The following is a 12,485-nucleotide window of genomic DNA, read 5'->3' as shown; positions in this document are numbered from 1 at the left end:
TAATTCTTTAAAAAAGAATTTTTATAATTAACCTACTGTTTAATTTTCAAAGTTCTTAATTTGTTTTGCCCTTTTCTTAAGGACAAGTAATACTATACCACCTTGATTTAATAAGGTCAATAGTTTTTTTATATTTTTTTATTCCTAATTAAAAAATATTTTCATTATAAAGTTGAATGTATTGGAATTCCTACAATTCAATTTATTCTTTTTTATATTTAATTTTACATTTATAGACATAAAAGGACATAAAAAAATAACTTATATACTTAAAAATATAAGTTATTTTTTACATATTTCAATTTAATTATGTACATTTGTTCCAAAATATTTTTGAATACCTGCATATATAGCCCACGCTACTTTTTCTTGATACTTTTCATCGTTCAACAGTTTAGATTCTTTTTCATTAGATAAAAAACCACACTCTATTAATACTGAAGGAATTTTATTATCCTTTAACAAATAAATATCATTACTTGGTTTAACTTCTCTTTGATTTGTTTCATCTACAACTCTTTTTAATTCATCTTGAATAAATTTCGATAACAATTTACTATCATCTTGTCCTTGAGGATAAAAAGTTTGTGCTCCGTAATACTTACTCTGTTCAAATTTATTTAAATGAACAGATACAAACGCATCTACACCTGACTCTTCAATCATTTTCTTTCTATTTTTTAGATTTTCATTGTACTTTTGTCTAGTTGTCTTATCTGGGCTCTCTTCGTACAAGCTAACGTCATCTTCTCTAGTTAACAATACTAAACATCCACTTGATTCTAACAACTCTCTTAGCTTCAATGTTATTTGTAAGTTTATATCTTTTTCTTCCACAGACTCATCATCACTCAAAGCCCCTGGATCTATCCCCCCATGTCCTGCATCTAAAAGAATAACCTTATTAGTCACAGGCATGTACGTTAATACATCTTGAGAATTCTTTTTGACTTCAAATATAAATATAGCCAAAAAACATAAAAGAGCTCCAATCAAACTTACATGCTTAATATATTTCATATAATATCACCCCATATATTATATAAAAAAAGACTTTGGAATATTCCAAAGTCTTTGAGTAAACATATATAATTATCTCTTTGAGAATTGTGGAGCTCTTCTTGCTGCCTTTAATCCGTATTTCTTTCTTTCCTTCATTCTAGCATCTCTAGTTAAGAAACCTTCTTTCTTTAAAGCTGGTCTTAACTCAGCATCTACTGTTAATAAAGCTCTAGATATACCATGTCTTATAGCTCCAGCTTGTCCAGTGAATCCTCCACCTTCAACTTTTACTATAACATCGTATTTGTTTTCAGTTCCTGTTAAAACTAATGGTTGTTTAACATCTCTTATTAAAGTTTCATAGTTGAAGAATTCTTCAACTTTTCTTCCATTTACTATTATATTTCCTTCACCTGCAACTAATCTTACTCTTGCTACAGAGTGTTTTCTTCTTCCTGTTCCATAGTATTGAACGTTAGCCATGATTAACTCCTCCTTTCACCCGTTATGATTATTTAAAGTTTAAAACTTCTGGATTTTGAGCTTCGTGTCCGTGGTTTGGTCCAGCAAATACTCTTAATCTAGTCATCATTCTGCTTCTTAATTTGTTCTTACATAACATACCGCTAACAGCATGCATAACAACCTCTTCAGGTTTCTTTTCCATCATTTCTCTATATGTTATTTCTTTTAATCCACCTACATATCCAGTGTGGTATCTGTACATCTTTTGATCTAATTTCTTTCCTGTTAAAACTACTTTATCAGCATTTACAACAACAACGAAATCTCCACCATCAACGTGAGGAGTGAAAGTTGGTTTATGCTTTCCTCTTAATATTGTAGCTATTTCAGTAGCCATACGACCTAATGTTTTTCCTTCAGCATCAACTACGTACCATTTTCTTTGTACGTCAGCTGGTTTAGCTATATAACTTTTCATTACAAGTCCCTCCTTATCTTATTTCCATATGATATTTTACCGTCTATGTCAAGTCCGGGGCAAGTGGACTTATTAACACACTCTTGTATATTTTAATACATGCACCCTAGTGTGTCAAGCTAATAATCAACTTTTTTGAGAAATAATCCGTGTGCTGGAGCCGTATGTCCTGCCATCGATCTCAACTTTGATTCTATTATGCTCGACATGCTATTATCTATTTTTCCTCTTCCTATATCAACTAACGTTCCAACTACAATCCTAACCATATTATATAAAAATCCATTACCTTCAATTTCTATAACTATCAAGTCTTCACACTTTGAAATATCTATATCATAAATAGTTCTAACTGTATCTTTAACACTTGATCCCGAGCTCATAAATCCCTTAAAATCATGTGTTCCTTTTAATGATTCAGCTTCTTTTTTCATCTTTTCAAAGTCTAAATCATATTTTACAAAATAAGAAATATCACTATATATAGGGCTTCTATATCGGTTGTTATATATAATATATCTATATCTTTTTCCTTTAGCTGAATATCTAGAGTGAAAATCTAAATTCACTTCTTCTGCATTTATTATAACTATATCTTTCGGCAACTTAGAATTTAATGCATTAGGTATTTTTTCAATAGGAATATTACACTCCGTATTAAAATTTGCAACTTGTCCCAACGCATGAACCCCTGCATCTGTTCTTCCAGATCCAGTTATTTTTACACTCTCATTAGTTATATCTTTTATTGATTGTTCAATATTACCTTGAATACCCAATGAATCATTTTGCTTTTGCCATCCACAAAATCTTTTACCATTATATTGGATAGTTAATTTTATATTTCTCATATTATACCTCTTTAAACAAATCTTATGAACACTATAATTCCTAAGTATAAAACTTGTACAACATATGCTATATAATCTGCTTTAGTCATTATACACTCTTTCATCTTGGTTCTATTATCTCCACCTCTATAACATCTAGCTTCCATAGCCATAGCTAACTCATCAGCCCTTCTAAAAGCACTAATGAATAAAGGTATTAATAGTGGAACTAGGTTCTTAGCTCTATTTATGATATTTTTACTCTCAAAGTCTGCTCCTCTAGACATTTGAGCTTTCATTATTTTATCTGTCTCATCTAATAAAGTAGGTATAAATCTTAGAGCTATAGTCATCATCATAGCTAACTCATGAACTGGAAATCCTATCTTTTTAAAAGGATTTAATAGTCTCTCTATGCCATCTGTAAGTTCTATTGGTGATGTAGTAAGTGTTAAAAGAGATGTCCCTACAACTAAGAATATAAGTCTTAAAGCCATAAATATAGCTTGACTAACACCTTGGTATGTTATCTTTACAAATCCAAATGACCATATAGGGTCTCCAGGTATAAAAAATATATTAATTACAAATGTAAATATTATAATCCATTTTAAAGGTTTTAATCCTTTCATAATGAACTTTCCTGGTATTTTAGATAAACCTATTACTGCAATTAAGCTTCCTACCACTATTAAATATGGCCAAAATTTATTTATTATAAACAAAGATATCATAAATATAAACGTTGCTATAAGCTTAACTCTAGCATCTAATTTATGAATACTCGAGTTTGTAGGATAATATTGGCCTATTGTTATATCTTTTAACATTTTCCCTTACCTCTCATAACTCTTATTATTTCGTTTTTAATTTCTTCTATAGTAATTGCATCTTCTTTTATCTCAAACCCATGTTCTTTTAATTTTATAGATAATTCCAATACTTGAGGTATATCTAAGCCAATCTCTTTAAGTCTACTAGAGTGGTTATTAAACACTTCTCTTGTAGGTCCCATAAACTCAACTTTACCTGAATTCATAACTATTATAGTCTTTACTAACTTAGCCATGTCATCCATGCTATGAGAAGATAATATTATCGTCATATTCTTTTCTTCATGTAAGTCTTTTATTAACTTGAAAATTTCATCTCTACCTTTTGGGTCTAATCCTGCTGTTGGTTCATCTAGTATTAACACTTCTGGATTCATAGCTATAACTCCAGCTATTGCTACCCTTCTTTTTTGACCTCCTGATAACTCAAAAGGTGATTTATCTTTAAACGCTTCATAATCAAGCCCGACAGCTTCCATAGATGCTTTAATCCTATTGCTTATCTCTTCTTCTCCTAAACCTAAATTTGAAGGTCCAAAAGCTATATCCTTTTCGACAGTTTCTTCAAATAGCTGATACTCAGGATATTGGAATACAACACCTACTTTTTTTCTTATATCTGTTAAGTTTAAATTTTTATCGGTTATATCAAATTCATTTATTAAAATTTTCCCTGATGAGGGTTTAAGAATTCCATTTAGATGTTGAATTAAAGTAGATTTTCCAGAACCAGTATGCCCTATTAATCCAACAAAATCACCTGATTTAATCTCTAATGTTATATCATCTAAGGCTCTACTTTCAAACGGTAACCCTTCATTATATATATGAGTTAAATTTTTTATTACAATTGACATAGTTTCACCACCATCTCATCTACAGTTAATATATCTCCATCTATATCTAATCCTTCTTCTTTAAGTTCTTTACTTAATTCAGTCATACACGGTACATCTAACCCTATACTTTTTAACATTTCAACTTTGGAAAAAACTTCTTTAGGAGTACCTTCCAATACTTTTTTCCCTTTTTCCATAACAATAACTCTATCTGCATCAACCGCTTCTTCCATAAAGTGAGTTATATGCATTATACTTATATTCTCTTCTTTATTTAATCTTTTAATTGTTTTCATTACTTCTTTTCTTCCAGATGGGTCTAACATAGCTGTAGCCTCATCAAATATTATGCATTTAGGTTTCATAGCTATTATACCCGCTATTGCTACCCTTTGTTTCTGCCCTCCTGATAATAAATGAGGTTGTCTATCTCTCATATCATACATTCCTACGCTTTTAAGAGACTCTTCTACCCTTTTTCTTATTTCTGGGGGATCTATACCTAAATTTTCAGGACCAAACGCAACATCTTCTTCTACTATAGTGGCTACTATTTGATTATCTGGGTTTTGAAATACCATACCTGCAGTTTGCCTAATATCCCATAAATTTTTTTCTTCTTTTGTATTTAATCCATTTATATAAATATTTCCAGTCGTTGGCATAAGAATTGCATTTAAGTTTTTAGAAAGAGTTGATTTTCCAGATCCATTATGACCTATAACTACAACAAACTCTCCTTGTTTTACATTTAAACTTAAGTTATCTATAGCTTTAAACTTATCCTCTTCTGTTACATATTCAAATGAAATATCTTCAACACTTACTATATCATTAACTTTCATAAACTTTTCTCCTTTTGTTAGTAGTGCTCTTAATTTACAATTTCTATTGTATTATAACACAATTTAAATTCTAAATTAATATAAAAATCCACCTAAAATACAAGTGTCTAACTTTATATTTCATTTTATCATTCATTAAATTTCAAAAGTTATTTGTAAAACAAAAAAATTATTCACATTCATAACTAGACATACAATTCATTTTGTAAATTCAGTATTTTATTATGTACTTAAATTTTTTCATTTAAATATATAAATCTTATTTTATAGTTTCTCATCATTTTTTTCTTGAATATAAAAAAAGGACTAGGCTAAGCCTAATCCTTTATATACTATACTAATTCTATTAGAGCCATTTCAGCAGCGTCGCCTCTTCTTGGTCCTATTTTTATTATTCTAGTGTATCCACCGTTTCTCTCTGCATATTTCGGAGCTATATCAGTGAATAAGTTGTTAACTACTGTCTCATCTAAAACATAAGCTAAAACTTGTCTTCTAGCATGAAGATCCCCTCTCTTAGCAAGAGTTATCATCTTTTCTGCCATTCTACGAGTTTCTTTTGCTCTAGTAACTGTAGTTTCTATTTTTCCATTTCTTAGTAAGTCTGTTACTAAGTTTCTTAACATAAGATTTCTATGAGCAGTTACACGTCCTAATTTACGGTACTTAGCCATGCTTATCCCTCCTTTGCACTTACTCTTCGCTTGGTTTAAGATTTAATCCAAGTTCTTCTAACTTTTGGATAACTTCTTCTAATGATTTTTTACCTAAGTTTCTAACTTTCATCATGTCTTCTTCAGATCTATTAGCTAATTCTTCAACTGTATTTATTCCCGCTCTCTTTAAACAGTTGTAAGATCTAACTGATAAGTCAAGTTCTTCGATAGTCATCTCTAGAACTTTTTCTTTTTGATCTTCTTCTTTTTCTACCATTATTTCAACATTGCTTACATGCTCTGTTAAATCTATGAATAGATTTAGATGTTCAACTAGAACCTTAGCTGCAAGTGATATTCCTTCTTGAGGATTTATACTTCCATTAGTCCAAACTTCAAGTATTAATTTATCGTAATCTGATTTTTGACCAACTCTAGTATTTTCTACATGGTAACTAACTTTTTCAACAGGAGTATATATTGAGTCTACAGGAAGAACTCCTATAGGCATATGCTCTGTTTTATTGTCTTCAGAAGATACATAACCTCTTCCTTTGTTAACAGATATTTCCATGTTAAGTTTAGAATTATCATCTAGCGTAGCTATATGTAAATCTTTACTTATTATTTCAACATCTGGAGGACATATTATGTCAGCACCTGTTACTGTGCATGGTCCTTGTGCTTCTATTTTAAGTGTTCTACTTCCTTCACCATCTATAGTAGCTGATAATTCTTTTAATGCTAATATTATTTCTGTAACATCTTCTTTAACACCAGACACTGTTGTGAATTCATGAAGAACCCCATCTATTCTTATAGAGTTAACAGCTACTCCTGGTAAAGAAGATAATAATATTCTTCTTAGTGCATTACCTATAGTTATTCCATATCCTCTTTCTAGAGGCTCTATAACGAATTTACCATATCTATGGTCTTCGCTAATTTCAATTATATCTACTCTTGGTTTTTCTATTTCTATCATGGACAAAACCCTCCTTAAAATTTATTAATCCACTGAGGGTAAACAAAATCTTAAAATATTTTTTATAACTATACTTATTACTTAGAGTAAAGCTCTATTATTAAGTGTTCAGCTATTTCAAGATCTATATCTTCTCTTCCTGGATTAGCAACAACAGAAGCTGTCATGTTCTCTAAGCTAGCATCTAACCATTTAGGAGCTATTCTTGAGCTATTTTCAACTAATCCTTTGAATTTTGCAGAAGATTTAGATGTTTCTTTAACAGCTATAACATCTCCATTAGAAACTGTTAAAGAAGGTATATCTACCTTATGTCCGTTTAAAGTGAAGTGACCGTGTCTTACTAATTGTCTAGCTTCTTTTCTAGAAGATGCTAATCCCATTCTGTAAACTACGTTGTCTAATCTTCTTTCTAATAAGCTTAATAAGTTTTCCCCTGTTATTCCAGGTGTTTTCTCAGCACGCTCATATAAATTTCTGAATTGAGTTTCTAAAACTCCGTATATTCTCTTAACTTTTTGTTTTTCTCTTAATTGTAATCCATAGTTAGAAACTTTCTTTCTTCCTTGTCCATGTTGTCCTGGAGCATAGTTTCTTTTAACTATAGCACATTTGTCAGTATAACATCTGTCACCTTTAAGGAATAACTTCATTCCTTCTCTACGACATTGTCTACATGATGCACCTGTATATCTTGCCATTAATTACACCTCCTATATTACACTCTTCTTCTTTTTGGTGGTCTACATCCGTTGTGTGGTATTGGAGTAACGTCTTTTATCATAGTTACTTCTAATCCAGTTGCTTGTAAAGCTCTTATAGCAGCTTCTCTACCAGAACCTGGTCCTTTTACGAATACTTCTACAGTCTTTAATCCGTGTTCCATTGCAGCTTTAGCAGCTGTTTCAGCAGCCATTTGAGATGCAAATGGAGTTGCTTTTCTTGATCCTTTGAATCCTAATTGTCCAGAACTTGCCCAAGATAATGCGTTACCATGAACGTCTGTTAAAGTTATTATAGTATTGTTAAAAGTTGATTGTATATGAGCATGTCCACGTTCTATGTTTTTACGCTCTCTTCTTCTAACACGTGTAACTTTCTTTTTTGGTTTAGCCATTATTCTTCCCTCCTCTTCTAACTATTACTTCTTCTTCTTACGAGATACAGTCTTTCTAGGACCTTTTCTAGTTCTAGCGTTAGTCTTAGTCTTTTGACCTCTTAGAGGAAGACCTTTAGCATGTCTCATACCTCTGTAACATTTTATATCTCTTAATCTCTTTATGTTTAAAGCTATTTCTCTTCTTAAATCTCCCTCAACTAAGAAATCATTGTCTATTATCTTTCTTAAGTCATTTACTTGATCTTCAGATAAATCTTTGATTCTTACGTTAGGATCTATGTCAGCTTTAGCTAATATTTCGTTAGCAGTTGCCTTACCTATACCGTAGATATATGTTAAGCCTATTTCTGCTCTTTTTTCTCTAGGTAAATCTACCCCAGCTATTCTTGCCATACTTTGCACCTCCTACAACTTAACTTTTTTAACTTTTTTCATGATTAAATTTTCTTAAATAATAAGTTAATTCCGGTTCATGTTTATATAAAATCCAAAAAAAGTTTGTTAATTATCACAATATGATATTATACTATAATATTTAACAAAATGCTAGCACAATTTATTAACCTTGCTTTTGCTTGTGCTTAGGATTTTCACATATAACCATTACTCTACCTTTTCTCTTTATTACTTTACATTTTTCACACATTGGTTTTACTGATGGTCTTACTTTCATTATTAATCCCTCCTTATAGACTAGCATCGATAGTCTACTTCTTACGCCAAGTAATTCTTCCTCTTGTAAGGTCATATGGAGAAAGCTCAACATTAACTTTATCTCCTTCAAGAATCCTTATAAAGTTCATTCTTAGCTTCCCAGAAAGATGACATAAAACTTCATGTCCATTTTCTAGCTTGACTTTAAACATAGCATTAGGTAAGTTTTCTGTAACTGTACCCTCAAATTCTATAACATCTTTTTTGGCCATTAACTAACCAAACCTCCATTCAATAAGCTAAACATTGTTTAACTTTCCAAGTTCAGCTCTTAAAAAAGTATTTGTGATAGATTCATCTGACTCTATCTTATTTTTAACCATACAATTAATAATATCATACTTTTGCAAGTGCTTAACTTTTTTTAGTTTAGGATTTTCAAGTTTTCTTTTTTTACCATCTGAGATAAGAACATACTTATCATCAATTATTTTTACTACGAAAAACAATCTACCAGCATCTCTTCCAGATGTATTTTTAACAACTTGCCCTATACTTATGTTATTTGATAGCATAATTTCCACCTACATTTCCGACTATAACTTTGTTAATATCAAAGGTTCATCTTCAGTAATAGCTATCGTATGCTCATAATGAGCTGACCTTTTAGAGTCATTTGTAACAATCGTCCAGCCATCACCTAACATTTTAACATAGTGTGTACCATAGTTAACCATAGGCTCTATTGCAAGAACCATACCCTCTTTAAGTTTAGGGCCCTTACCTGGACGTCCATAATTAGGTATTTGAGGATCTTCATGTAGTTGTTTACCAACTCCATGTCCTACAAGGTCTCTAACTACAGAAAAATTGTTGTTTTCTACATGTGTTTGTACTGCGTGCGAAATGTCAGAAAGTCTACATCCTAGTTTAGCAAACTTTAATCCTTCATAGAAGCTTTCTTTTGTTACTTCTATTAATTTCCTATCCTCTTCAGATATTATGCCTACCGCATGTGTTTTTGCTGAATCTGCATGATATCCTTTAAAATAAGCACCGATATCGATACTTATAATATCTCCGTCTTTTAAAGTTTTAGATCCAGGTATTCCATGTACAACTTCTTCATTAATAGAAGCGCATATAGATCCTTTAAATCCGTTATAACCTTTAAAAGATGGGATAGCATTATATTTTCTAATATGATTTTCAGCTATTGCATCTAACTCTAAAGTAGATATTCCCGGTTTAATAGCATCTCTTAAAATCTCATGTGTTTCAGCAACGATTTTACCTGATTCTCTCATAAGTTCAATCTCTTGCTTAGATTTTAAAATAATCATTATTTTTCACTTCCTAGAGCCTCAACAATATCTCCAAATACATTATTTATAGATTGTTGACCATTTATATTAGCTATTATACCTTCTTCAGAATAATAGTTAACTAAAGGCTTAGTTTCATCTAAGTAAACTTGTATTCTTTTTGATACAGTTTCTTCATTATCATCAGCTCTTTGGTAAAGTTCTCCTCCACATACATCGCATACGCCATCTACTTTTGGAGGATTAAACTCAACATGGTAAGTAGCTCCGCAAGATTTGCAGATTCTTCTACCTACTGCTCTACCTACTAATATATCTTTATCAACTTCAATGTTAACAACTTTGTCTAAAGATATACCAACTTCTTTTAGATATTCATCTAAATGTTGAGCTTGAGCTACATTTCTTGGGAATCCATCTAACATGAATCCTTTTTCACAGTCAGATTGAGCTATTCTATCAGTAACTAAACCTACTGTTAACTCATCTGGAACTAAAAGACCTTGATCTATATATCCTTTAGCTTTTTTACCAAGTTCTGTACCTTCTTTTATATTCTTTCTGAATATATCTCCAGTTGATATATGAGGTATATTGTATTTTTCTACTATCCCTGCTGCTTGAGTACCCTTACCCGCACCAGGAGGTCCAAGTAATATTATTCTCATATGATCATCTCCATTTATTTTAAAAAGCCTTGATAGCTTCTCATTACTAGATTTGATTCTAGCTGTCTCTTAAGCTCTAATGCAACACCTACAACTATAAGTAATGATGTACCAGCTAAACTTAAATGTACGCCAGTAAATTTACCTATTATAGAAGGAATTACAGCTATAACAGCTAAGAATAATGCTCCTGCTAAAGTTAATCTTGATAATATTCTATTTAAGTATTCCATAGTTGGATTACCCGGTCTTATACCTGGTATAAAACCTCCACTATTTTTCATATTATTAGTTATATCCTCAGTATTGAATGATATAGTAGTATAGAAATAAGAGAAGAATATTATTAATACAACTTCTATAACTAAATAGATCCAGAATCCTGGCTCTCCAGTTGGAGATAAGAATTTAGTTACAAATGCTTGAGCATCTTTTCCCATAAATATAGCTATAGTTTGTGGGAATGCTAACAATGAACTTGCAAATATAACCGGAATAACTCCAGATTGATTTACTTTCATTGGTATATGAGAGTTTTGACCCCCATATGTTTTTCTTCCTACAACTCTTTTAGCATATTGTACAGGTATTTTTCTTGTAGCTTCTTGTATATATGTAACCGCAGCTACTGTAAGAAGCGATACTACAGCCATAACTATTAATACCCATAATCCAACGCTTCCGCTTTCAAATTGAGATATTGATTGAGTTATGTCTTTAGGAATTCTTGATATAATTCCTATAAATATTATTACAGAGCTTCCATTACCTAATCCTTTTTCAGTAATTTTATCTCCCATCCACATTAAAAGCATACTTGCTGAAATTAATGTGACTATAACAGTAACTATAAAAAATACACTATCTGTTTGTAAAGCACGTCTCACTATTCCTAGTGTTATACCGATAGCTTGTACTATAGCTAATCCTAATGCTGTATACTTAGTGTATTTATTTATCTTTTTCTTACCTTCTTCACCAGACTTTTGAAGTTCTTCAAGAGATGGGAATCCAATAGTTAAAAGTTGAATGATTATAGATGCCGTTATATAAGGACTTATTCCTAATGCAAATAAGGTAAAGTTACTAAAAGCTCCTCCTGTAAACATATTATACAGGGAAAGAAGACCGTTTCCGTCAACCATTCCCTTTATAATATCTCTATTAACTCCAGGTACAGGAATTGTACATCCTATCCTAAAGATAACAATCATCATCAAAGTATATAAAATTTTTCTTCTTACATCTTTTATTTTCCAAGCTTGTTTTAAGTTTGACAGCACGTTAAACTCACCCCTGCCTTATGGCCAAGAGTTAGCAGATTAGATTAAACTAATTCTGCTTTTCCTCCAGCTTTTTCTATTTTTTCTTGCGCTGAAGCAGTAAACTTAGCAGCTTTTATAGTTAAAGCTCTTTCTAAGTTACCTTCACCTAAGATTTTAACGCCGTCTTTTTCTATTTTGCTTATTACTCCAGTTGACTTAAGTAATTCAGCTGTTATTTCTGTTCCGTTTTCGAATCTATTTAAAGTTTCTACGTTAACTAGTGAGTAAACTTTCTTACAAGGATTTTTGAATCCTCTCTTAGGAAGTCTTCTAGCAAGTGGCATTTGTCCACCTTCGAATCCAACTCTTACTCCACCACCTGAACGAGACTTTTGACCTTTTTGTCCACGTCCTGAAGTTTTACCTTGTCCAGTAGCAGTACCTCTTCCTAATCTTTTTTTAGAAGAAACTGCACCTTCAGCAGGTCTTAATTCATGTAACTTCATGGATTGCACCTCCC

The 12,485-nt window shown here is 31.3% G+C and carries 19 protein-coding genes; all 19 read right to left on the bottom strand.

The features are described 5' to 3' along the window. Positions 1-303 precede the first annotated feature (303 nt). Positions 304-1,020, bottom strand: coding sequence for an N-acetylmuramoyl-L-alanine amidase CwlD (gene cwlD / locus RWY47_RS13755; RefSeq protein WP_021431518.1), 717 nt, complete (start codon positions 1,018-1,020; stop codon positions 304-306). Positions 1,021-1,092: 72 nt separating this feature from the next. Next, complete coding sequence (gene rpsI / locus RWY47_RS13750) at positions 1,093-1,485, bottom strand: 30S ribosomal protein S9 (RefSeq protein ID WP_021431517.1); 393 nt, start codon at positions 1,483-1,485, stop codon at positions 1,093-1,095. A 28-nt stretch (positions 1,486-1,513) separates the two neighbouring features. Beyond that, entirely contained in the window at positions 1,514-1,945 is a 432-nt protein-coding gene (gene rplM, locus RWY47_RS13745; RefSeq protein ID WP_021428215.1) for a 50S ribosomal protein L13, read from the bottom strand. A gap of 119 nt (positions 1,946-2,064) precedes the next feature. Then, a complete protein-coding gene (gene truA, locus RWY47_RS13740) occupies positions 2,065-2,796 on the bottom strand; it encodes a tRNA pseudouridine(38-40) synthase TruA (RefSeq protein ID WP_025162563.1) in 732 nt (243 codons plus the stop codon). An 11-nt stretch (positions 2,797-2,807) separates the two neighbouring features. Further along, positions 2,808-3,605 carry an energy-coupling factor transporter transmembrane component T family protein gene (locus tag RWY47_RS13735; RefSeq protein ID WP_021428202.1) on the bottom strand — a complete coding sequence of 266 codons (798 nt, stop codon included), beginning with the start codon at positions 3,603-3,605 and terminating at the stop codon, positions 2,808-2,810. Beyond that, positions 3,599-4,465, bottom strand: a complete 867-nt coding sequence (locus tag RWY47_RS13730) for an energy-coupling factor transporter ATPase (protein ID WP_021428217.1) — start codon at positions 4,463-4,465, stop codon at positions 3,599-3,601. Before RWY47_RS13730 ends, RWY47_RS13735 begins: the two co-directional genes overlap by 7 nt. Further along, complete coding sequence (locus RWY47_RS13725; RefSeq protein ID WP_021428216.1) at positions 4,453-5,292, bottom strand: energy-coupling factor transporter ATPase; 840 nt, start codon at positions 5,290-5,292, stop codon at positions 4,453-4,455. Before RWY47_RS13725 ends, RWY47_RS13730 begins: the two co-directional genes overlap by 13 nt. Before the next feature lie 332 nt (positions 5,293-5,624). Continuing rightward, positions 5,625-5,966 carry a 50S ribosomal protein L17 gene (gene rplQ, locus RWY47_RS13720; protein ID WP_021122040.1) on the bottom strand — a complete coding sequence of 114 codons (342 nt, stop codon included), beginning with the start codon at positions 5,964-5,966 and terminating at the stop codon, positions 5,625-5,627. 19 nt (positions 5,967-5,985) lie between these two features. Then, positions 5,986-6,933, bottom strand: coding sequence for a DNA-directed RNA polymerase subunit alpha (locus RWY47_RS13715; protein WP_021428208.1), 948 nt, complete (start codon positions 6,931-6,933; stop codon positions 5,986-5,988). A gap of 77 nt (positions 6,934-7,010) precedes the next feature. Then, a complete protein-coding gene (gene rpsD, locus RWY47_RS13710; RefSeq protein ID WP_021428209.1) occupies positions 7,011-7,634 on the bottom strand; it encodes a 30S ribosomal protein S4 in 624 nt (207 codons plus the stop codon). A gap of 17 nt (positions 7,635-7,651) precedes the next feature. Beyond that, the gene (gene rpsK / locus RWY47_RS13705; protein WP_021428214.1) at positions 7,652-8,050 is read right to left on the bottom strand and encodes a 30S ribosomal protein S11; all 399 of its coding nucleotides are present in this window, start codon (positions 8,048-8,050) and stop codon (positions 7,652-7,654) included. 24 nt (positions 8,051-8,074) lie between these two features. Next, positions 8,075-8,446 (bottom strand): 30S ribosomal protein S13, encoded by a 372-nt coding sequence (gene rpsM / locus RWY47_RS13700; RefSeq protein ID WP_021122034.1) that lies wholly within the window; start codon positions 8,444-8,446, stop codon positions 8,075-8,077. A gap of 166 nt (positions 8,447-8,612) precedes the next feature. Next, positions 8,613-8,726 carry a 50S ribosomal protein L36 gene (gene rpmJ / locus RWY47_RS13695; RefSeq protein ID WP_021122033.1) on the bottom strand — a complete coding sequence of 38 codons (114 nt, stop codon included), beginning with the start codon at positions 8,724-8,726 and terminating at the stop codon, positions 8,613-8,615. A 34-nt stretch (positions 8,727-8,760) separates the two neighbouring features. Beyond that, on the bottom strand, positions 8,761-8,979 hold the full coding sequence (gene infA / locus RWY47_RS13690) for a translation initiation factor IF-1 (RefSeq protein ID WP_021122032.1): 219 nt from the start codon (positions 8,977-8,979) through the stop codon (positions 8,761-8,763). Positions 8,980-9,006: 27 nt separating this feature from the next. Then, positions 9,007-9,282 carry a KOW domain-containing RNA-binding protein gene (locus RWY47_RS13685; protein WP_021428194.1) on the bottom strand — a complete coding sequence of 92 codons (276 nt, stop codon included), beginning with the start codon at positions 9,280-9,282 and terminating at the stop codon, positions 9,007-9,009. Positions 9,283-9,303: 21 nt separating this feature from the next. Next, positions 9,304-10,050: a type I methionyl aminopeptidase gene (map, locus tag RWY47_RS13680; protein WP_021428213.1), complete on the bottom strand. Its 747-nt coding sequence runs from the start codon at positions 10,048-10,050 to the stop codon at positions 9,304-9,306. Further along, positions 10,050-10,700, bottom strand: a complete 651-nt coding sequence (locus tag RWY47_RS13675) for an adenylate kinase (RefSeq protein ID WP_224171164.1) — start codon at positions 10,698-10,700, stop codon at positions 10,050-10,052. The genes map and RWY47_RS13675 overlap by 1 nt, the downstream gene beginning before the upstream one ends. 14 nt (positions 10,701-10,714) lie before the next feature. Further along, on the bottom strand, positions 10,715-11,983 hold the full coding sequence (secY, locus tag RWY47_RS13670) for a preprotein translocase subunit SecY (protein WP_021428206.1): 1,269 nt from the start codon (positions 11,981-11,983) through the stop codon (positions 10,715-10,717). A gap of 44 nt (positions 11,984-12,027) precedes the next feature. Continuing rightward, on the bottom strand, positions 12,028-12,471 hold the full coding sequence (gene rplO, locus RWY47_RS13665) for a 50S ribosomal protein L15 (RefSeq protein ID WP_021428219.1): 444 nt from the start codon (positions 12,469-12,471) through the stop codon (positions 12,028-12,030). Positions 12,472-12,485: the final 14 nt, after the last annotated feature.

The sequence above is a fragment of the Paraclostridium sp. MRS3W1 genome (assembly GCF_032465715.1).
In the GTDB taxonomy this organism is placed as follows: Bacteria; Bacillota; Clostridia; order Peptostreptococcales; family Peptostreptococcaceae; genus Paraclostridium; species Paraclostridium dentum.
This window is presented reverse-complemented; position numbering and strand designations above follow the sequence as displayed.